Genomic DNA, 22198 nt, shown 5'->3' on the forward strand with positions numbered 1-22198 from the left:
TCCTGCTTATTTCAAGCGACGATAGACAAAAATGACGGGGACCAAGATCACATACATCAAGATGCTATAGACAGCAGATGGTAGCGAATACGGGCCAAAGCCCTCTGCGCCGCCCACGATGATCGCAGCAATCGCAATGCCCAAGGTGCCGTTCTGAATGCCGGTCTCGATCGAGACTGTTTTACTTTCATTCAGGCTCCGGCCCAGCAAACGGGGCACAAAGAAACCGATCGTGGTCAAAACCACCACCAGCGCCAACGATGCTGGCCCAAGCGCTGGCAGGTTCGCGACGAAAGCATCCCAGTTTGCTGCTAAAGCTGCGGCAATGATGATGATGAACAGCACCGTTGCAATCCGTGTCAGCGTTGGCTCAACCCGCGTCATCGCATCAGGTGCCAAGCGACGCACCCCAAGGGCCAAAAGGATCGGCACAACAGTCAGCAAAAACATCGTGAAGGCCGTTGAAGCAATGTCGAGGTCCGGCGCATCTGCCCCCAGAAACGTCATCAGTGCAAAGCTAAGGATGATAGGCACCGTCACCACGCTCGCTAGGCTAATCACGGCGGTCAAAGACACAGATAAGGCCACATCGCCCTTCGCCAGACGCGAGATGATGTTGCTGGTGACGCCACCGGGGCAAGCGGCAAGGATCATGAACCCGACGGCCAATTCACCGGAAATCCCAAAGGCAGTCACGACAAAATATGCGGCGACGGGCAGCAGAACGATTTGATGTACGGCACCGATCAAGAACGCGACAGGTCTTTGCCCGACACGCAAGAAATCCGCACCTGTTAGCCCCACCCCCAGTGAAAACATGATAAAGGCCAGCCCTAGCGGCAGCACCACTGATATTAATATGTCCACGTTTGCACCTCCCAATGCGACTCGCTTTCTGAATCGGAATATTATTCTGTTTTTCCCGATTGAAGCCGTTTCGACAACGATTTCTTGCAGGGTAGCGTGTATTACGTCGCGTTCATTGTCTAATGTAATCCCTGTTTGACGGGTCATCCTTGCGTTCGTCACATCAAGTTCGGCAGCCGCGCAGTATGCCGTCCGGCAAACAAATCACCATTGCGGGTTTCCGCAATTTTCTTGCGGGCATCGCAGATACCACCCCGAACGGCACCGTTTATGACCATTTTACAGTGGTCAAGAACCACCAATCGACCAAAAGACAGCGACCCACATGGGAACGCAATTCCAAGAACGAACAACCTGTCAGGACACGCGATTGCAGCCCTAAAAGGTTTTCGAACGGAAGACGTCGAGGCGATTGGCAAGGTCATCTTGGCGGAGGAGTGGAAATGGAAATTCAATGGGTCGCCCTTGATTGGGGAACGACTAATCTGAGCGCTTATGCGATTGGCGCGGACGGCACGCTTGTGGATCAGCTCCACAACAGCATGGGAATGTCCCAACTTATACCAAGTGAATTCGAGCCAACTTTACTGGACGTGATTGACCGCTGGCTGCGGGCGGATCGGGTCACGCCTGTTTTGGCTTGCGGTATGGTCGGTGCAAAGGAAGGCTGGCGGGACGCAGGATATTCCGAAGCCCCGTGTCTGCCAGTGGATGGAAAAACAACCGTTCAGGTTCCAACTGATGATCCGCGTTTGGCTGTGCGCATCGTGCCAGGCGTCTGCCAGCGCAAACCAGAGGATGTCATGCGGGGCGAGGAAACGCAGATCGCAGGATACCTTGCGAAAAATCCGAACTTTGATGGTGGCTTTTGTTTGCCGGGAACCCATTCGAAATGGGCGCGCGTCGCGAATGGAAAAATCTACAACTTCACGACCTTCATGACCGGCGAGTTGTTCAGCTTGCTCACGAAGCAATCAGTGCTGCGCTTTAGTACGACAAGTCCAGCGTGGGATGAAAATGCGTTTCTCGAAGGCGTCCAAGAAGCGATGTCATGCCCAGATAAACTAACCGCCAATCTATTCACTGCGCGGCCCAGAACGCTATTGAACGGAACACCGAATGAAGTGCTCAAATCGCATCTTTCCGGTTTGTTGGTTGGCGCTGAAATTGCGGCCGTCCGCGAGATGTGGCGCGCCCGCGATATCGTCATAATCGGAGATCGCGAAAACGCGCGGCTGTATCAGGCAGCTTTGGGAACGGTCGATATCAACCCGCTGATCTATGATGGTACGCAGGCCATAATCGACGGTTTGCGCCCTTTAGCCCGTGCTTTTGCGCAAGCCCCTGAACCTGCTTGATGCCGAAAGCTGGCCGTAAATGAAGAGGTTAAGTTGATAAAAAAGTCGGAGTATGATCAACTGAATACATCCAAAGAGGGGGTGTATGCTCTTATGCCAAACGCAGCAGAAGCTTTGGATTGTTATCTGTCGATTGCACAAGCGATTGCTGGTCCGACAGATTATGAACTGGTTCTCGAGAATTTTGCAAATCGTCTGCGTGCATTGATTGCACACGATCATCTCGACATTGTGCTTCTGCATCCGACAGGGACCCAGATTTGTTACGAAGCCCGCATGCACACGTCATGGAGCCACACGCAAAACCCCGCAAATCCGACTGAAGAAAGCCCGATCCGCGACGTCCTGCGCGGCGATGTCGCGCATATTCTTACGGACGACGCTTGGACCGATCCCGTCTTCCATTTTGAAGGGTCGGACAGCAAACCAATTTTCGAGGCCAACCTGCGAAGTCGTATTGTCGTGCCGCTACGGGTGCAGGGCGAATTGATCGGTTCGCTTGCGATCTCGAGCCACAAAAAGAACTTTTACAGCGAAGATTTGATCGTCCTCGCGCAAGGTGCCGCCGATCTGGTATCTGCCTATCTGTTTGCATTGGAGCGGGGCAAAGAAGCGAAAGATTCCGCAATCACTGAGCTTGAGGCAACAGCACGCGAACGCACGCTGCGCATCGGCGCCTTGCGTCTTACCGAAGGGATGGAACGCGAACGGCAGCGGCTTGGAATGGATCTTCACGACCAAACGCTGGCGGATTTATCGCGCATTCGTCGTCGTATGTCGCGGGTAGAGGGCGGATCAAAAGCCGCAATGAACGAAATCACGGCCATTCTGGATGAACTAGACCACTGTCTGGACGAGGTCCGCGGCATCGTAGAGGACATGAAACCCGGTGTTCTGCAGCTTTTCGGTTTTGCAGAAGCCGTTGATGCGCATTTGCAGCGATGCCTTAAGAACATGCAGCGTCGGATCGAAATGCATGTCGATGATACGTCGAACGGTAAGATGGACGAACTGCAAGACACTGTGCGTACGGCCGTATATCGCATTGTCCAAGAAGCAGTGAACAACGCCCTAAAGCACGGCGAATGCAGCCGAATTGACGTGCGGATTGCGCAATCCGACACCAATGTGACAGTAACAATCGACGACAATGGTACGGGTATTCAGGACGCTGATTTGCAGTCCCGCAGCGGTATAAGCAACATCAAGACGCGTACGGATCTTATATCTGCGAAGGTAGTTTTCGAACGTTTGAATGGCCAAGTTGGAACACGGGTCATGATTGTGGTTCCAATGAATGCGGGACAGGTCGAAAGTGACAATTCATAACTCTGTGAAGCGAGAAGCTGCATGCGCCTACTGATTGCCGAAGACGACAAACTGCACCGGACATTTCTGGAACGGTTGACGCGTGATACATTCCCCGAAATGCAAGAACTGACGCTCACAAGCGACGGGGCAGCGGCGATTGAGGCCTTCAAGTCTGCCGAATACGATTGCGTCCTGTTGGACCTGCAGATGCCTAAAGTCACCGGTGTAGACGTTGCCAAAGCCATCTGGGCCAAAGCCCCCACCACCAAGATTTTGTTTTGGTCCAACTACACGGAAGAAGCGTATATTCGCGGTATCACAAAGATTGTGCCCGACGCCGCAGTATACGGGTACATTCTGAAATCCGCCCCTGACGAACAGCTGAAACTGGCCCTGCAAGGCGTCTTTATTGCGGAACAATGCGTCATCGACCGCGAAGTGCGCGGCGTGCAGCAAAGGGCAGACAACCGATTATCCGGGTTGAGCGAACTTGAATTTGAGGCGCTCGTTGATCTTTGCCTTGGGCTTACCGACAAAGCGATGGCAGCACGGCGGAATGTTTCGCTACGCGGTGTGCAAAGCAGATTGCAAAGCCTCTATCAAAAGCTCGGGCTGGATAAGGACGATATTCCAACAGGGGAATGGGGGTCTAGTTTCAATTCCCGCACGCGAGCGATTTCACTTGCGTTAACGCAGGGCATTTTGAACGCTGACGCGCTACGCCGTGAAGAGGAAAAACTGCAAGCGTGGATTTCGCCTTCCTCTCACTAACACACCCAATCGAAAATCTGCGGGTTCCCGCATAGATGTTGCGTGTCTTTACGCAGACCGAAGATGTCATCTCTTCTAATCATTTCTCTAGGAAACTGGCTGTCTTGGATGTGATCCGAGTCGGAACATAAGGGGAGAGGCAATATGCCGTTTGTAAATATCCGCATTGTAAAACAAGTTATAGAAAAGGATCCGGATGGCATTAAGGCTAAAGTGCAGGCCGACGTCACCGCGTCTTTGGCAGAGGCCGCCTGTATCCCCGCCGAAAATGTCTGGGTCACCTTTGACGAGATCGACGAGAAGGATTGGTTTTCTGGTGGCGTGCGGGTCAAAGAACTGAGGGCAAACTCATGACGGTTGAAGTTCGTACCGAAGGCATGCACGACATTATCGATGCCGCCGCGACCCTTGAAAAAGTAGCTGGTGATTTCCTGTTCACCGAAGGTCCAATTTGGCATCCGGTCGAGAAACACCTGACATTTTCCGACATCCCCGGAAACGAAATGTTCCGACTTGGGGCAGATGGCAAGGTTCAGTCGTTTCGCAAACCAAGCAACATGGGCAACGGCAATACCTATGATGCGCAGGGCCGTTTGCTGACCTGTCAGCATGCAAACAGTGCCGTGACCCGTACCGAAGCGGACGGTTCTATCACAACTCTTGCCACACACTTTGATGGCAAAGAGCTGAACAGCCCGAATGACATCGTAGTTCGCAATGGCGGGTTGATCTATTTCACCGACCCCACCTACGGGCGACTTGATTACTTTGGCGTTGAACGTGAACTCGAAATGGGCGCGCAGGGCGTTTACTGCGTCACGCCAGACGGGAAGACGATCAAGCGCCTTGCTGATGATTTTGCTCAGCCAAATGGTCTGTGTTTCTCGCTTGATCACACGGTGCTTTACGTCAACGACACAGAACACAAACACATCCGGAAATTCGAGATTGCCGAAGACGGCTCTGCTACAGGCGGTGATGTTTGGGTCGACGTGACTGTGGGCGAAGGCGAAGGTCATCCCGACGGCATGAAGATCGACAGCAAAGGGAACGTCTATTGCACAGGCCCCGGTGGGATTCACGTGATCACGCCGGCAGGTGAAACATTGGGCGTTATCCGTACAGCCGAATTTACGGCGAACTTTGCATGGGGCGGCGCGGATCTGAATGATCTCTACATCACCTCATCCACATCGCTGTATCGCGTCCGTGTCAAAACGCCCGGCCTTCCATTGTTTTGATGCGGTTTGGCTGGTTGGCCAGTTCAATCAGCCAAAGTCAGAACTGGTTCGGTAGAGGCAAGGGCGAATGCGTAGCAAGTTAATCGGTAAAATCGAACCCCTGCCGAACCGGTGCTGATGATCCCGTTTTCACAAGTAAAAAAGTCGTTCCACTATAGGAGAAAGCAATGGCACATGTGATGCCCGACCTATTCAAGATTGATGTAACCGGACACGCGGTGACGCATGCGCGCACTGAAATGATCGCCCGTGGCAAAGTGGTCACAACGGACGAACCGCCAGAACGTGGCGGAACTGATTTATTCGCGACACCGCTGGAGACGATGCTGTCGTCCTTTATCGGCTGTTCAAATGTCATCGCGAATTATGTCGCTGGTCTTCTCAAGATGGATGTCCGCGGAATGGAATTTGACGTTTGCGGTCATTTTGACACCCGCGGGGTGTTTGGTAAGGCGGAGATTGGAACGCCGTTTCCGGTGATCGAACTGAAAGTCATCCTGGATACCGACGCAGATGACGCGCAGATCGCAAAGCTGGCGCAAATCGTAGGTGAAAAATGCCCGGTATCGGTTCTACTGCGCCGTGCAGGCTGCGAGATTCAAGAAAGCTGGGTCAGAAAGTGAACATGACTGTGGGGCATGATTAGCGTGACGTTCACGCGGTTTTGCGGAGGTGCACCGCGATGTTGCGGGTTTCCGCAAAGTCACCGCGTGATCCCCCGTGCCGATCAAGTCGAAGCAAAGTTAAGAAACTGTTAAGCGACACAACCAAATCCACTAACCTTAGCATTCAGAATGCTGATGACGTGAAATGGGGTCGCTTTCAGGGGAGGACGCTCTGCATTTGCAAGAGCACAGAACTAAAAGTGGGAGAGAGAAAAATGAAGATAGTCAAATCGTTATGCACAAGCGCCGTAGTTGCGGTCGCAATGCTCGCGGCGCCAACCGTGTCGATGGCAGAGGATATCAACCTTAAGTACCATGCGTTTACAGGTGAAGGTCCATCAAACTTGGCCGTTCGCTGGTGGATGGATGAAGTTGAAGCCCGCACCGACGGCAGCGTAGATTTCACACGTATTTTTGGTGGCGCGCTTGGTAAACTTTCGGGCCAGCCCGAGAATATCAAAGTAGGTGCATTTGACATGGGGGAATTTTCCCCTGTCTACAACCCGGGTCTTTTCCCACTCGCCAACGTGACATCCCTGCCCTTCATGAGTGATGATCCACTGGCACACGCACGTGCTGGCCACGAACTTTTCCAGTCTGAAACTGTCGAAGCTGAATTTACAGCGATGAACCAGAAGTACCTGTTTCCGGGTCTTTGGACATCTATTCAGCTGCTGTCGCACGACCCAATTCGCACGATCGAAGATCTGCAAGCTGCCAAAATTCGTGCACACGGTGGCGCTGCCGAAATTCTGAAAGAACTGGACATCACCGTTTACGGCATCCCTTGGGGTGAACTGCCAGCCGCTGCCGAACGCGGCGTTGTTACAGCCGCGATCATCGGTTCACCAGCGGATGCTTATGCCTTTGGTTTTGGCGAAATCTTTAGCTACTGGGATGACGAAGACTGGTTCTTCTTCCCGCTGCCGGTCACCATTAACTTGGACACATGGAACGCACTTCCAGCTGATGTTCAGGCGGTTATTGAAGAGCTGAACGAAGAAATGGTGGATCAAGCCCGCAGCCTTCTGGAAGTCGCGGAAACTGAATCCCATGCCCGATTGAGCGAACAAACAGAAATCGTGAAATTGGACGACGCTGAACGCGCTAAGATGCTGGAAGTACGCGACGCTGCTTGGCAAAGCTGGGTTGATGCGCGCGAAGAAGAAGGCCTTCCTGGACAAGCTGTCCTCGATGAATTCCTTGCGCTTCTTGAAAAGCACGGCGGCTAACCCCTCCCTAGGATGGTCGGGCAATGTGTCCGGCTATCGCCTGCGCCGTCCAAACCACTAAGACGGGACATGGGCGGCGCAACCATATTAAACCACCACTGAATAATGCATGTTGCTCAAAGTTTTGCGCTGGTCGCAAAGTGAAACGCTTGTTCAAGTTTCCGAATTTTGAGGGAAGGATGTCGCAATGACGAGTTTAACCAGCCGCGCCCTAGGGGTGCAGAAAAAGCTGGAGGAAATCGCTTGCTATGCGTCGGCTTTGGCTGTCGCGACAATGATGACGATCACCGTCCTCGAAGTCGCAGCAAGAGCGTTATTTTCCATAAGCTTACCGGGTGCCTATGAATACGTCAGCTTGATGTTCGTATATCTGATCTATCTGGGTCTGGGATATTCCCAACGTCGCGACGCACATATCACGGTTGGAATTCTCTACGATTTCCTACCCCGCTCAGCACGAAAAGCTGCTGAAGCGGTCTATCTTCTCGGAGCGTTTTTGTTTTTTACCATGCTGACGTGGACCAGCGCTGAATCAGCGTGGAGCAACTACGTTATGGGCGACACAATCCTAGGCATCGTAGAGGTAAAAACCTGGTGGGCACGCGCAGGTATTCCGATTGGATTGGCCCTGTTTTCGCTGCGCTTTTTAACGCAATTGATCAACTTGATTGTCAAAAATGAACTGCTGGAAGAAACCGCGGCCATTGAATTTCCGCACCGAAACTCTGAAGAAGATGAGAATAAGTCATGATTGAGTCACTTCAATTACCGGTCGTGATCGGGATGGTTGCGGTATTGATGATAATGCGCGTCCCCGTCGGGATTTCCCTGCTTTTGTCTGGTGCTGCAGGATTTGCGTTCATTCGTGGCACCACAATCACCTTTGACGCCATCGGCGGGCGGTTGTTTGACATTGGATCGGGGTACGCGTTGAGCGCGGTTCCTTTGTTCCTTCTGATGGGGCATGTAGCGGCCAAGGCCGGTATTACGCAGGATATCTATCGCGCAACGCGTGCTTGGCTTGGGCACCTGAAGGGGAGCGTCGTGATTGCAACGACGGTTGCCGCAGTCGCCTTTGCCGCCTGCTCCGGGTCTACCACATCTTCAACAGCGGTTTTCGGGCGTGTTGCTATTCCTGAAATGCTGCGCCTGAAAGTGAACCGTAAATTGGCCGCTGGATGTGTCGCAACGGTTGGCACACTTGCGGGGATGATCCCGCCGAGCATCAATTTGATCGTCTACGGCATCGTCGCGCGTGAATCTATTCCCAAGCTGCTGATTGCGGGGATCATCCCCGGATTGCTAACGGCCTTTGCCTACCTCGTGATGATCTACATCCGCGTCAGCCGTAATCCCGAAATGGCACCAGCGCTGCCGAAAGCAGGTATCGAGGAACGTTTGCAGTCCCTGAAAGGCGTTTGGAGCTTCATCGCGCTTGGCGGTATTGTGATCGGCGGCATCTACGCAGGGATCATCACCCCAACAGAAGCAGGCGCAATCGGTGCTATCGGATCTTTCCTGATCGCACTGATCCGCAAGCGGCTGTCATTCCCTGTTTTGAAAGAAGTTTTCCTTGATACGGCGCAAACCACATCAGTGATTTTCATCATTCTCGTTGGTGCTCTGATTTTCTCGTCTTACCTTGCGGTCAGCGGTGCATCAGGTGCGGTGTCCGAATATATTGTCGGTCTTGATATGTCGATGATGGGCATTGTTTGCATCTACGTGCTGCTCTTGCTCGTGTTGGGATGCATGGTTGATCCAGTGTCCGTCATGTTCCTTACAGTCCCGATCTTCGTGCCCCCACTGATCGAACTGGGTGCCCATCCGATTTGGCTGGCCATTGTCGTGGTGAAAACGCTTGAAATTGGCTTAATCACACCACCCGTCGGCCTAAACGCATTTGTCCTTAAAGGTGTCGCGCCGTCTTTCTCGCTGAAAGAAATCTTCGGCGGCATCTGGTGGTTCCTACAGGTTGAGGTGATCACCCTGATTATGATCATGTTCGTCCCGGCTATTGCCACTTTCTTGCCGGAACTGGCCTATGCGAAGTGAGGACGTGAAATCGACAGCGCGCTGCTGAGATCGGTGTCCTCAGCAGTGCCTGGGTATAGATCTGAGTAGAACTGTCGTTTGATACGAGCGCCGGTTCCAAGCCGGAAACTGAACCGCGACCGATGGCGAAGGCCATAAAGCGTCTGCGATGGGTGCCGACCTTCGACCTGAAAATAATTTGCGCCCCGATCACGGGGTGCAAATGGTCAGTCTAAACATTTGTTCGGCTTAGCGCCCCATCCAGCCGCCATCGACCGTTAGAATTTCGCCACTCACGTAGTCAGATGCAGGCGACGACAAGAACACAATCGGCCCGGCAAAGTCTTCCGGTGTCCCCCAGCGTCCTTGCGGAATACGGCCCAGAATTGCGTCATAGCGTTCTTTGTCATTGCGCAAGGCTTCGGTGTTATCGGTTGCAATGTATCCGGGAGCGATTGCGTTGACGTTGACACCCTGCCCCGCCCATTCGTTCGCCAACGCTTTGGTTAATTGTCCGATCCCGCCTTTGGAGGCAGCATATCCCGGCACCGTGATGCCGCCTTGGAAGGTCAGCAATGATGCGGTGAAGATAATTTTACCTCGCGCCCCGCCATTTGCAGCACGCGCGATCATACCACGGCCAATTTCGCGGCTCAGGACAAATTGCGCAGACAGATTGACCTCAATCACCTCATCCCACCATTCGTCAGGGTGTTCAGCGGCAGGTTTGCGTTTGATCGTGCCTGCGTTGTTCACCAAGATGTCAGGCTCGATGCCGTCTGCTTCAAGCTGTTTCACAAATTCAGTAAGGGCACCGCGATCAGAAAAATCGCACGTATATGCGCGGAACGAACGACCTAAATCCTGAACCGCTTTTTCAACATCGCTTCCCTGCTTTTCTAACGTGGCAGACACACCAACGATGTCCGCGCCTGCGGCTGCCAGGGCCTCAGCCATGCCGCGTCCGATGCCGCGTTTACACCCTGTGACGAGAGCAGTTTTACCGGTGAGATCAAATTGGGCCAGCATGTTTACGCTCCTACCTTGACAAGGCTTTTCATTGCAGTCGCGCTGCCATCAAGCGCTTCAAACGCCGCCTGAATATCAGAGAGCGGGCTGATATTCGTAATGACCGTTTCGGCGTCCACACCGCCGCTGGCAATAATTTCAATCGCCTTTTCGTAGTCCACGGGTTCATAAACGCGCGCGCCAAGCAGCTCTAGTTCGCGCCAGAAGAACTGGAACATATCAATTTGCGGTTTGGTGGCGTGAATTGCGACCATGACAATCCGTGCACGGCTAGCAGCAACCGCTGTCATTGCATCAACACCCGGCTGCGTGCCTGACACTTCAAATACAACATCCGCGCCTTTGCCACCGGTGCGGGACATGACCGCTTCAACCAGATCAGCGTCTTTCGGGTTCACCGTCGCGAAGCCAAGCTTTTCCGCAATAGCCAACCGGTTTGGGTTCACTTCTGAAATCACCACATTACCGCCAGCATCCCGTGCCGCCATCGCGACCAAAACACCAATCGGGCCACCACCGATCACGACGACATCTTCACCCTCTTTCAGCGCTGAACGCCGCACGTCATGACAAGCGACCGCAACAGGTTCGATCAGTGCTGCATGGTCCAACCGCAGATCGGCTGGCAACGCGTGCAAAGTATGCGCTGGAACGTTCCAGATTTCTTGCATCGCACCATCGGTATCGAGGCCAAGAAACTTTAGCTTATGGCAGATATGTTCATGGCCAGCGGCACAAGCAGGACATTCGCCGCAATGGTCCAAGGGCCGCACCACGACGTTCTCGCCCACGTTGAAACCGGATACACCTTCGCCGATGCTTTCGACCACACCAGACATTTCATGCCCGACAATGCGGTTCAGACCGACACGCGCATCCATGTTGCCATGGAAAACATGCATATCCGTGCCGCAGATCCCACAATACGCGATCCGCACGGCTACTTCACCAGCTTTGGGTGCTGATACAGTCGTCTTTTCGACTTTGAATGACTTGTCGCCCCGATAGAAGGCCGCGTTAATCTCAAGAGTGCTCATCATGCATTTCCTTATGCGCTTGCGTGAGTTTGTCCCAATCGAAAGACACGCCAATACCGGCATCGTTTGGCGCGACGGCAAGGTGGTTTTCTACGACCAGTGGGCGATGTGTATATGTATCGATAGGGAAAGAATGGATTTCGATCCACCCCGGGTTTTGTTGGGCAGACACCAAGCTGACGTGCAATTCTTGCATGCCGTGGCTGCACACCGGCATGCCATTTTTCGTCGCCAACGCGGCCGCCTGAAGCCATCCGGTGATGCCCCCGCAATTGGAAGCATCGGGCTGAATATAGCTTAGTTTGGCGTCCGCCATGGCATATTCAAATTCATGGATCGTATGCAGGTTTTCACCCATCGCCAGCGGCATGCCAGTGGCGTCGGCAATTTTTGCATATCCGTGGTAATCGTCGGGGATGATTGGTTCTTCGAACCACGTAATATCGTATGGTGCGAAGGCACGCGCAGCTTCAATGGCCTGTTCGACGGTCATGGAATAATTCGCATCGACCATAAAGGTCACGTCAGGCCCGATGGTTTCGCGAACGGCCTTGATGCGTGCAACATCTTCGGCGAGCGTTGGTTGTCCGATCTTGATTTTTACGCCGTTAAATCCCTGCGCAAGATATCCGCGCACATTATCCAGCAACTTGGGCAACGGAAAATTCAGGTCGATCCCGCCTGCATATGCGCGGCACCGATCACCCGCACCGCCAGCCATTTTCCAAAGCGGCTGGCCAGTCTGTTTTCCGCGTAAATCCCACAGCGCAATGTCCACGGCAGAAATTGCAAAGGATGCGATGCCGCCACGCGCAACGTAATGAACATGCCATTGCATCGCATCATAAAGCGATTCAACGTCCCCTGCGTCACGGCCAACCAAAAACGGAGCGAGGTCATATTCAATCATCGCCGCAATCGCGCGACCGCCCTTGCCACCGGTATATGTGTAACCCGTGCCCTCTGTTCCGTCGGCAAGACGCACGGTGGCGGTTACCAACTCAAAATGTGTATGATCGCCGTGTTTGGCGTCCGTTAGGACTTCAGCCAAAGGGACATCAAAGGATCGAACTGTGACATTTTGAATAGGATTCTTGGGGTTTGACATATGTGGCGCCCTTATCAGTTGTATTTTGGTCCGACCAAAGTTTATTATAACTTGCTGATACGGCCCCAATTGTCAATAATATTAAGAATATTCAATTTTTAGTCATACAAAAGATGCTGAACTAAAGGATACAGAAATGACTGGAAGAGCTGCAGATCAGGTTGTTCAGGCAATGTCGCAAAGGATTAGGGACGGATCAATTGCAAATGGTCAACCGATTCCTGCTGAACGTGACTTAATGGCAGAATTCAACATCAGTCGCACAGTCGCACGAGAAGCCGTCGGAATTCTGTCGAGTCAGGGCCTAGTTGTCGCAAAACCGCGCCACCGTCCCGTCGTCCGCAAACCCGGCTACGATGCCGCTATGGACGCCGCCAGTTCGATTGTTGGCAACCTGTTGTTGCAGCCAAGCGGTGTTCGGAACCTGTTCGATACGCGTATTCTCGTGGAAGGATCACTGGTCCGCAATGCCGCCGAACACGCTGGAAAACAGGATATTGCCGACCTGAAAGCAGCTTTAGCAGCAAACGAAGCCGCCATTGACGACAGTGATCTGTTTTACCAAACCGACATGCAATTCCATCAGGTCTTTTATCAGATTTCGGGCAATCCGGTTTGGCCTTCAGTTCACCGTGCCTATTCGACGTGGCTCGAACCGCACTGGCGGCAAATGCCCCGCCTGCCAGACCGCAACAAGGCGAACTTCACCGCACATTCTGCCATTTTGGAAGCAATCCTTTTGCGTGATCCGGACGCCGCAGAAAAACAGCTAAAGACACACTTGGCAGAGGCTTGGGAACAAGTGCGTCTGACCTTTGGAGACATCTAAATGAAAACGAAACGGCCGATCCATCGGATTGCCTGTGTCGGCGAAGTTATGGTCGAGCTGCGTGCGCGACCTGACGGCACAGCCCATATTGGCGTCGCAGGTGACACCTATAACACGGCCGTTTATCTCGCGCGTGCCTTGCGTGATACCGATGCGAAGGTCGCTTATGTGACGTCCATCGGAACTGATCCCTATTCTGACCGTATTCTGGATGCCATTCGCAACCACGGTCTTGATGCAACGCTCGTGGAACGACGTGCGGGCCTAATGCCTGGGCTTTACGCGATTGATACCGACGACGTGGGCGAACGGAGCTTCAGCTACTGGCGATCTGCCTCTGCCGCACGGCAATTATTTTCTGATGACAGCACACTTTCACTGCACGACCTAGACACGTTCGATCTGGTTTTGTTGACCGGCATTTCCCTTGCAATTCTGCCGCTAGCCGTACGGTCAAAGGTCCTTGATTGGGCGGACGCATTCAGCAAAGCGGGCGGCACAATCGCCTACGACAGCAACCACCGGCCGGCCCTTTGGGAAAGCAGCGATATCGCGCGTCAGGTCAATGCCGCTATGTGGCGTCTGGCTGACATTGCGCTTCCGTCTGCGGACGACGAACAGGCGCTTTTTGGCGATTGCGACAACGCTGCAGTGGCCGCCAGACTTCAGGAATGGGGCGTCAGGAATGGTGCAATGAAGCGCGGCGCAGAAGGGCCGCTTGATCTGTCGGGTGCCTGTGATTTCAAACCATCTGCCGAACCGATCAAGGTTGTGGATACCACCGCAGCTGGGGACAGCTTTAATGCCGGATATCTCGCGTCAATTGCGCGAGGAGACTCTCAACTTAATGCGATGAAAGCCGGTCATGTGCTCGCCGGACGCGTAATTGCATCGCCCGGCGCCATTATTCAGGAATGATCAAGACCTAAGGTTCAGTAGGCCATGTAAACTGTGCGTTTTTGCATGTAGCCTTCGAACCCGTGTACGCCATCTTCGCCGCCAAGACCGCTTAACTTGTGGCCATTGTGGTATCCGTTCACCAAACCGGTAATGCCCGAATTCAAGAATATCGTTCCGGTTTCGAGACGCTTGATCGCGTCCATGTAAACGGACGGGCTTTGGGTCCACAAATATGCCGACAACCCGTCAGGGCGGGCGTTCGCAATGCTAAGCGCCTCTTCGTAGTCTTTGACGCGTACAATCGGCATCACAGGGCCAAAAATCTCTTCAACAACTGCGGCGGTGTTCGCCGTCGCATCCACCAGAACCGTTGGTTCGTACCAGTTACCCGATGCGAATGCAGCGCCATCAGGACGTTTCCCGCCAGCCGCGACCTTCGCGCCGCCAGCGACGGAATCAGCTACAATTTGTTCGACACGCGCCAAAGCGTCCGGCGTTGTTACAGGACCCATCCCGCCGTTGGTTTTCGGGTCACCGACTTTGACGGCTTTGACCTTTTCCAACACTTTGGCGGTAAATTCATCTGCGATGGATTCTTCGACCAACACACCTTCGTTGCAGATACAAACCTGCCCTGCATTCGCAAAACGGGCAACGACGGCTGCCTCTGCTGCGGCTTCGATGTCCGCATCTTTCAGAACAATAAACGGTGCTGAACCACCCAGTTCTAGCGACAAGGCGGTCAAGTTTTTTGACGCCGCTTCCATGATCATTTGGCCTGCACGGATTGAACCGGTCACCGTAATCATTCGCACTGTGGGGCTTTCGACCAATGGCGCGCCAACGTCTTTGCCGGTGCCTGTAACCATGTTGATTACACCTGCAGGCAGGCCCGCTTCTTTGCAAATTCGGCAAAACACCGACGCCGTGACAGGTGTGGCCTCGTGGGGTTTGATGATCATCGTGTTGCCAGCCACCAGCGCAGGCCCGGCCTTCCGACCAATCAAGGCAAGCGGATAATTATAGGCACACAACCCAAGCGTCACGCCGTACGGCACACGGTAGATGTAAAGCTGTTCGTTCGGACGATCAGATGGCAAAATTTCGCCCTGGATACGACGCGCGGATTCAGCAGCGTAAGTCATATAACGGATCGTATCCGTTACTTCGCCAGCGGCTTCTGCACGGCTTTTGCCCTGTTCGAGCACAAGCAGTTCTTCCAGAAGATCACGTTCACGCTCAATTCCATCTGCGATCCGGTAGATGTGTTCCGCACGGGTTTGCGCTGGCAGCATCTGCCAATCTTTTTGGGCACGCGCAGAGGTTTCGATGGCGCGGGCAACATCGTCCGGCGTACAGGCTGGAACTTCGGCCCATTGACCGCCGGTCGCCGGATCAACGACAGGCATTTTCGCACCATTTGATGCATCAACGAACGCATTATCGATGAAGGCTTGGTAGTAAGTCATAGTAGTCCTTTCACGCATGCTCTGTAGCGGGCAAATTCGCGCCCGACATATCTGCAAGCATCTTGTCTTTATCAAAATTCGGATGGGAGTATTCGGCAACGGATCGGCCATGGTACATGGTGATCACGCGATCAGCGAGCATGATGACCTCGTCGATCTCGTAACTTAGGATCAAAACACTAACGCCTCGCGTCGCGAGATCCTCGATGATGCGGTAAATGTCGGCCTTGGCATGTACGTCGATGCCGCGCGTTGGTTCCAACAGGATCAACAGTTCAAGATCGTCATCAAGCCACCGCGAAAAACAGATCTTTTGTTTATTACCACCTGATAGGAAACGGATTTCTTGATCCGGCGAAGATGTTTTAGTCGTTGTTTCGCGGATCGCCTTATCAACCAGCGTACCGATCTGGTTTGCGTTGATCAGCCCTGCGCGTGTCGCCTTTTCCAAAAACGGTAACGCAATATTATCGCGCACAGAAAGCGCTGCCATGATCCCGTTTTTATCGCGGTTTTCGGTGACCATACCCATGCCATCGCGGACAGCAGCGGCGGGTCCGCGTCCCGGTTGCAATGGTTCGCCACGGTAAGAAATGGTGCCACTATAACCGACCGTCAGCCCAAAGATCGCTTTGGCCAGTTCCGGCGCACCGCAGCCGCGCAAACCCGTCAGGACCAGAATTTCGCCACGACGCAGGGAAAACGAAACATCGTCGTATACTTGCGGTAATTTCAGGTCGCGAACGTCCAGCAGAACATCGTCGCTGATCGTTTTCACAGGCTTCACGAAATCATCAAGTTCGGTCCCTGTCATGGTCTGAATGACGGCATCTTCGGTGGTTTGCGACGTGCGTTCAGACAATACGATTTTGCCGTCACGCATCACCGTGACTTCTTCGGCAATGCCAAAAATTTCGGGCATGTGATGCGAGATATAGATGATCGCGACGCCTTCGTCTTTCATGCGTCGGATGAATCCGAATAAGCGTTCTTTGTCTTCTTCGGACAGGGCGGACGTGGGTTCGTCCATCACAATCAACCAACTGTTCGACATCAAAGCGCGGATGATTTCGACAATCTGTTTCTCACCCGAATTCAAGTCTCGCACAGGGCGCGACGGATCCAGATCCAGCCCGAAACGATCAAGTTGTGCCGTAACCAGTCGCGCCATCTCGCGTTTATTCAAGAACGGCGTCCGTCCAATGAACAATTCGCGTCCCAAAAAGATGTTGTCCGCCACCGTCAATTCGTTAATCAACGAATATTCCTGATGGATCATAGCCACACCGTGCTTTGTCGCATCAATGGGTGCCGCGATATCGATTTCTTCGCCATTCATTTCGATCACGCCTTGATCGCGTTGAATGACACCGCCCAACACCTTCATCAGCGTTGATTTCCCCGCACCGTTCAAACCAACCAATGCATGGACTTCGCCAGCAACACAGGAGAAATCGACGTTATCTAGGGCACGGGTCGCAAAAAAGCTTTTCCCGATCCCCTTCATATCAATGCGATTGGTCATGCTGATTTCCCCCGTTGTGTCCAACTGTCAAGAAGAACAACGCCTAAAAGGATCATGCCTTTGATCAGGCTTTGCAGGTACGGATTGGTACCAGTCAGAACCAAGCCGTTGATAATGATGCCATAAAGCAGAACGCCAAGGATCGTGCCCAATAGCCGCCCGCGCCCGCCAAACAGAGACGTGCCGCCTAGGATAACCGCCGTAATCGCGTCGAATTCAAGGTAAAGACCGGACCACGGTTGGCCCGACGACACACGACCGACCGTGACGATCGCTGATAAACCGGCAAGCGCACCGGATAACGCATAGATCCAGACGACCGACCGTTCCGGCCTGCGCCCTAGGACAAAGGCCGTGTTGAAATTTGCGCCGGCTGCATAGACATTGCTGCCGAATGGCGTCCGGTACAGCAAAATGCTGAGTGCGATAAAGACGCAGGCCACAAACGGGATCACGACAGGCATGTTGCCCCAGCTTGTCCCGCCCAGCCACAAAAAGGTTGGGTCTGATACATTGATGGACGTTGCATCATAGATCACCAGCGCAAGACCGCGCGCCAATGCAAAGGTGGCCAATGTCACCATAAATGCAGACAATTTCAGACGGCCAATGAAAACGCCGTTGATGGCCCCGATGGCCATGCCCGCAATGATTGCGGTCGCAAAGCCAAGTGGCGCACTGCCCGTGGTCGTCAGGGTGATAACACCCACACCACCTGCAAAGGCGACGTTTGATCCAACACTTAGATCAATTCCGCCGGTCAGCATGACAAATGTCATGCCCATCGACACAAGAAACAGCACTGCAATCGACCGCAACAAAATGCCGATGTTCACCAACGAATAGAAATTTTCATTGGCAAAGCTAAAGCCCAACGATGCAATGACGATCAATCCGGCAAGAACAAGGTAGCGCAACATCAGTCCGCTGATTGCTTTCTTGGCGGTGGTCGGGTTGGCGGCTGCGGTGGTTGACATGAAACGACCCTTCTTCAAATGTGCCGCCGGCAAGGGAGATTGCCGGCGGCGATGTCTTAGTTACTGAACAGAGTCAGGGCCGAATTCGAGGTAACCGTTCGCGGCGACCTCTAAAGCCTGGTCCACATGGTAAACTGTGACATCTTCCGGGAACCCGTTTTCAAGCGCTTTGGCGTGGTTTGCTTCGCTCAAAACCAGCGGTGTGAAAAAGTCGTACACCTGTTCCAGCTCTTCGCCTTGGCTGATCCGGTAGGCCATCTGCACGAAGTTCCACCCTTCACGAGTGCCCGACAACAGGATGTCAGCCATAACCTGGCCGCCTTCCATTTGCTGCATGATCGGAATGTCCCCGTCATAGCCGAAGAACTGCATGTCGGATCTGCCAGAGTTAGCGGCAATCGCGATTGATGGATACATGTAGCCGTCAGTCACGCCAGAGATGGCGTCAAGATCAGGGAATTGCGTTAGCCAGTTTTCGGCCAATGTCTGCGCCTTAACAGTGTCCCAATCTGCAGGCTGTTCTGCGACGACTTCGATGTTGTCACACGCTGAAATGCCTTCAAGGATACCAGCATGGCGGGCTTCACCGGATGGATTACCTGCCTGCCCCAGCATGATCGCAACCTGATAGGGTTCGCCGCCTGACAATGCGCACATCGCAAGACCTTGGTTCCGGCCATTGGCGACATCGCCCAGCGTAAAGCTATAATCAGCGCTTTCCATTGGCGAATGGACCGCGACCCAAGTGATCCCTGCCTCTTGGGCTTGGGCAACCAGCGGTTCAAACGCATCAACGTTGATGGCGTTCACAAACATCACGTCAGGGTTTTCGTTGATCGTAACCTCTGTCTGCTGGATCATCTTTTCGAGGCTACCCTCGGCAGACAACCAACGTCCGGTGATTGCAATATCGGGAAATGCTTCATCATAAGCTGCAATTGCGTCTTCAAACCCGGAAAGCCACGCGACGTGGTACGGGGCCACGTGGCCATCGTTGATAAAGACGATATCCAGCTCGTGGCCGTCGGCCAAAGCCGTGCTTCCCATCGCTGCGCCAAGCGCGAGTCCTAATTTTGTTGCTGACTTAATTGTCATTGGTTCTATCCTCCATTTGTGAACCGTGAATTGGCTTTTGGAAGCCAGTTTTTCGTTCTAATGCGCTTCGGATTGACGTGATTGCCAAAGCAACCAGTTCACCCCAAGCGCTGTCAAAATCACAACGCCCTTGAAAACCTGATGCCAAACGTCCTCCACGTTCAGCAGGTTCAGCGCATTGTTGACGATGCCGATGAATGCGATGCCCCACAGGGCGCCACCGATAGTACCGCGCCCGCCTTGGATCAGCGTGCCCCCGATAATGATGGCCGCGATGGCATCCAAAAGCAGGCCATTGCCATCAAGTCCCGGTTGCACAAACCCCATACGCGTGGACAGCATGATCCCTGCAAATCCACTACACAGACCCGAGAACATAAAGATACCGATCTTCACGCGATCAACGTTGATACCAGCAAGTTTGGCGTTCTCTTCACTGTTACCGATTGCAATAATCGCAGCACCGATACGCGTGTGATTGTAGACAACGTAAGCCGCGGCACACAGCGCGATCAGAAACAAGAACGACAGATAAATGCCGAAAATCTTCTGCGATCCGGCGAATTGGAAAAAGCCACCCATCAAGAAAATCTGCTGCCCGCGCGGGATCACCAAACCGGACAGACCTTGCGCCATAAACAAAGCAGACAGCGTGACGATAAATGCGGGAAGCTTTAGCTTGGCGACCAAAACACCAATCAGGGCCCCCATCGTCAGTGACGCCGCAACCACCGCCAGCAGCCCAATGCCGACACCGCCGGTTAGCCCGAAAAACACCCCCAACAAGACCGCAAAGAAAACGGACGCCATGCCCATCGACAGATCAATGTTGCCGGACACGATTACAAAGAACTGCCCAAGCGCGATCAAGCCAATCGGCACAACCTGACGCGAGATCGCAGACATGTTGTCCACGCTTAGAAACCGTGGGCTGACGAGGTAGAAAACGACACAGCAAACCAACGTAACAACAATGATATTGCGCTCACGTAGTATTTTCCCGGCGTCCATGGCATTCTCTCCCCTGTTTGGTCCGACCAAACTGACCTAGTTCTGCTCTAAATTACGTAGATTCGTCAAGTGTTAATGATTTCCAATAAGTTTTGTCTGACGAAACTAGATATTCCCGAGTATCAAATCGGCACACCGATCACCCAAGACCATCGCTGGCGCATTTGTATTTCCAGCCGGAATGTCAGGAACTGCAGACATGTCGCAGACGCGTAGACCTTCAACGCCACGCACCCGCATACGCGCATCCAAAACCGCCATTGCGTCGCCATCTGCGCCCATGCGCGCCGTCCCGACGGGATGGTAGTTTGTTTTCACGACCTTGCGGCAATGGGCCGCCAACCCATCGTCGGACATATCCAGCGGTGCAACTACTTCTTTGATCCGGCTGGCCAAAGGTTCGGTGTCCATCGTGCGACGGAAATATCTTAGCCCCGCGATCATTGCGTCCATGTCCGCCTTTTCCTTCAGAAAATTCGGGGAAATCAGTGGCATGGCCGACGGATCAGCAGACGCAAGGCGGACTTCGCCTGTCGATTCCGGTTTCAGCAGAACCATCTGGATCGACACCCCATGCCCGTCCCCGATCCGTTTGAGCCAAGCGTCGTCTAGATACATGACTGGAATGCAATAAGCCTCATGCGTGGGTGGCGCGTCCGGCGTGGTGGGATTGACGAAACACGCAGCTTCCAAGCCGGTCGTTGTGATGCGCCCGCGCCCGAACAGTTTGAATTCCAACCCGTTGCGCAGCATGTTCCAGCCACGATCCTGCCCGTAGTAGCCGTAAGGGCCGTTGGCCCGCGCGACCACGGATACATCAGGATGGTCCTTCAGATTCTGGCCAACACCTTGCAAATCTTCGACCACGTCGATCCCATGATCGGCAAGGTGATCCGCCGGTCCGAGACCGGACAGCATCAAAAGCTTCGGGGTCATAAATGCGCCAGCAGACAGAACGATTTCACCATTTGTGCGCACTTCGTGCACGCCTGACTTGTCGCGATAGACCACGCCGACAGCGCGCCCTTTTTCGATGATAATGCGCTGTACTTCGGCGTTAAGCCGGATCGTCAGGTTGGGGTCGTTTTTAAGCGGATCAAGGAAAGCATAAGCCGCAGATACACGTTGCCCCTTATCGTAAGTGAACTGAAAAAATCCCGCGCCGCGCTGAGAGGTGCCATTGAAATCAGGATTAAATGGCTCGCCCTGCGCCTGCAAAGCCTGAACAAACCATCGGGCCAGATCGTCGATGTGACCAGGATCCGACACGACGAGCTTGCCATCTGACCCATGCAGTTCGTTGTTAAACGTTCGATTGCCTTCAAGGCGTTTGAAATGCGGCAGTACATCATCCCAGCCCCAGCCAATGGCATCGTTATTGCCGCGCAGCGTTTCGTCCCAAGCGTCGTAGTCGGACGGGCGACCACGCACATAGGCCTGTCCGTTCACACTGGACCCGCCGCCCAGCACATTGCCTTGCGGAATCTCCGCCCTGCGGCCATCCAAATGCGGCTGCGGTTCCGATAAATGGGTCTTAAAAAACTTGGACCCGTTCTTGAGGAGTTTGAAAACCCCCGGCGGCATATCAAGCAACGGATGTCGATGATGATGACCGGCCTCAAGCAGCAAGACGCGTCCGCCACCTTCTTCGACCAGACGGGATGTCGCGACACTGCCAGCAGAGCCGCCTCCGATGACGATGTGGTCAAAAGTGTCGCTCATCTTATCCCCCTTCAAAA

The 22198-nt window shown here is 53.5% G+C and carries 21 protein-coding genes; 11 read left to right on the plus strand and 10 right to left on the minus strand.

The genetic code is table 11. The annotated features are described in order from the left end of the window. Positions 1–6: 6 nt before the first annotated feature. Entirely contained in the window at positions 7–867 is an 861-nt protein-coding gene (locus tag MWU61_RS16605) for a bile acid:sodium symporter family protein (RefSeq protein WP_247129583.1), read from the minus strand. Positions 868–1310: 443 nt separating this feature from the next. Between MWU61_RS16605 and MWU61_RS16610 the strand changes: the two genes are divergently transcribed. The 9 genes from MWU61_RS16610 (at position 1311) to MWU61_RS16650 (ending at position 9500) form a co-directional block, all read left to right on the plus strand. Further along, positions 1311–2225 (plus strand): 2-dehydro-3-deoxygalactonokinase, encoded by a 915-nt coding sequence (locus MWU61_RS16610; RefSeq protein WP_247129584.1) that lies wholly within the window; start codon positions 1311–1313, stop codon positions 2223–2225. A gap of 93 nt (positions 2226–2318) precedes the next feature. Further along, a complete protein-coding gene (locus MWU61_RS16615) occupies positions 2319–3554 on the plus strand; it encodes a GAF domain-containing sensor histidine kinase (RefSeq protein WP_247129585.1) in 1236 nt (411 codons plus the stop codon). Positions 3555–3575: 21 nt separating this feature from the next. Then, complete coding sequence (locus MWU61_RS16620; protein ID WP_247129586.1) at positions 3576–4307, plus strand: response regulator transcription factor; 732 nt, start codon at positions 3576–3578, stop codon at positions 4305–4307. 144 nt (positions 4308–4451) lie between these two features. Beyond that, positions 4452–4661, plus strand: a complete 210-nt coding sequence (locus tag MWU61_RS16625) for a tautomerase family protein (RefSeq protein WP_247129587.1) — start codon at positions 4452–4454, stop codon at positions 4659–4661. Then, the gene (locus tag MWU61_RS16630) at positions 4658–5548 is read left to right on the plus strand and encodes an SMP-30/gluconolactonase/LRE family protein (protein ID WP_247129588.1); all 891 of its coding nucleotides are present in this window, start codon (positions 4658–4660) and stop codon (positions 5546–5548) included. Before MWU61_RS16625 ends, MWU61_RS16630 begins: the two co-directional genes overlap by 4 nt. A 167-nt stretch (positions 5549–5715) precedes the next feature. Then, positions 5716–6171: an OsmC family protein gene (locus MWU61_RS16635; protein ID WP_247129589.1), complete on the plus strand. Its 456-nt coding sequence runs from the start codon at positions 5716–5718 to the stop codon at positions 6169–6171. A 257-nt stretch (positions 6172–6428) separates the two neighbouring features. Beyond that, complete coding sequence (dctP, locus tag MWU61_RS16640; protein ID WP_247129590.1) at positions 6429–7445, plus strand: TRAP transporter substrate-binding protein DctP; 1017 nt, start codon at positions 6429–6431, stop codon at positions 7443–7445. A 187-nt stretch (positions 7446–7632) separates the two neighbouring features. Continuing rightward, positions 7633–8196, plus strand: a complete 564-nt coding sequence (locus MWU61_RS16645) for a TRAP transporter small permease (RefSeq protein ID WP_247129591.1) — start codon at positions 7633–7635, stop codon at positions 8194–8196. Further along, the gene (locus MWU61_RS16650) at positions 8193–9500 is read left to right on the plus strand and encodes a TRAP transporter large permease subunit (RefSeq protein WP_247129592.1); all 1308 of its coding nucleotides are present in this window, start codon (positions 8193–8195) and stop codon (positions 9498–9500) included. The genes MWU61_RS16645 and MWU61_RS16650 overlap by 4 nt, the downstream gene beginning before the upstream one ends. A 228-nt stretch (positions 9501–9728) precedes the next feature. Here the strand turns inward: MWU61_RS16650 and MWU61_RS16655 are convergent, their stop codons facing one another. The 3 genes from MWU61_RS16655 to MWU61_RS16665 are packed head-to-tail and all read right to left on the minus strand — an operon-like array spanning position 9729 to position 12653. After that, the gene (locus MWU61_RS16655) at positions 9729–10508 is read right to left on the minus strand and encodes an SDR family oxidoreductase (protein WP_247129593.1); all 780 of its coding nucleotides are present in this window, start codon (positions 10506–10508) and stop codon (positions 9729–9731) included. A 2-nt stretch (positions 10509–10510) separates the two neighbouring features. Then, on the minus strand, positions 10511–11548 hold the full coding sequence (locus MWU61_RS16660; protein ID WP_247129594.1) for an alcohol dehydrogenase catalytic domain-containing protein: 1038 nt from the start codon (positions 11546–11548) through the stop codon (positions 10511–10513). Further along, entirely contained in the window at positions 11532–12653 is a 1122-nt protein-coding gene (locus MWU61_RS16665; protein WP_247129595.1) for a mandelate racemase/muconate lactonizing enzyme family protein, read from the minus strand. Before MWU61_RS16665 ends, MWU61_RS16660 begins: the two co-directional genes overlap by 17 nt. Before the next feature lie 136 nt (positions 12654–12789). Between MWU61_RS16665 and MWU61_RS16670 the strand changes: the two genes are divergently transcribed. Continuing rightward, a complete protein-coding gene (locus MWU61_RS16670; RefSeq protein ID WP_247129596.1) occupies positions 12790–13482 on the plus strand; it encodes a FadR/GntR family transcriptional regulator in 693 nt (230 codons plus the stop codon). Then, a complete protein-coding gene (locus tag MWU61_RS16675) occupies positions 13483–14400 on the plus strand; it encodes a sugar kinase (protein ID WP_247129597.1) in 918 nt (305 codons plus the stop codon). It abuts the gene before it with no gap. Between the two features lie 14 nt (positions 14401–14414). On the opposite strand, the gene MWU61_RS16680 is transcribed toward MWU61_RS16675, so the two are convergent. From MWU61_RS16680 to MWU61_RS16705, 6 genes are all read right to left on the minus strand, one after another. Then, positions 14415–15851 (minus strand): aldehyde dehydrogenase family protein, encoded by a 1437-nt coding sequence (locus MWU61_RS16680; RefSeq protein ID WP_247129598.1) that lies wholly within the window; start codon positions 15849–15851, stop codon positions 14415–14417. A gap of 10 nt (positions 15852–15861) precedes the next feature. Beyond that, positions 15862–17376, minus strand: a complete 1515-nt coding sequence (locus tag MWU61_RS16685; RefSeq protein WP_247129599.1) for a sugar ABC transporter ATP-binding protein — start codon at positions 17374–17376, stop codon at positions 15862–15864. Next, positions 17373–18353, minus strand: a complete 981-nt coding sequence (locus MWU61_RS16690) for an ABC transporter permease (protein WP_247129600.1) — start codon at positions 18351–18353, stop codon at positions 17373–17375. The genes MWU61_RS16685 and MWU61_RS16690 overlap by 4 nt, the downstream gene beginning before the upstream one ends. A gap of 60 nt (positions 18354–18413) precedes the next feature. After that, positions 18414–19448 (minus strand): sugar ABC transporter substrate-binding protein, encoded by a 1035-nt coding sequence (locus MWU61_RS16695; RefSeq protein WP_247129601.1) that lies wholly within the window; start codon positions 19446–19448, stop codon positions 18414–18416. A gap of 57 nt (positions 19449–19505) precedes the next feature. Further along, on the minus strand, positions 19506–20459 hold the full coding sequence (locus tag MWU61_RS16700) for an ABC transporter permease (RefSeq protein ID WP_247129602.1): 954 nt from the start codon (positions 20457–20459) through the stop codon (positions 19506–19508). Between the two features lie 105 nt (positions 20460–20564). Beyond that, a complete protein-coding gene (locus tag MWU61_RS16705) occupies positions 20565–22181 on the minus strand; it encodes a GMC family oxidoreductase N-terminal domain-containing protein (RefSeq protein ID WP_247129603.1) in 1617 nt (538 codons plus the stop codon). Between the last annotated feature and the right edge of the window lie 17 nt (positions 22182–22198).

The sequence above is a fragment of the Loktanella sp. F6476L genome (assembly GCF_023015725.1).
Lineage (GTDB): Bacteria > Pseudomonadota > Alphaproteobacteria > Rhodobacterales > Rhodobacteraceae > Yoonia.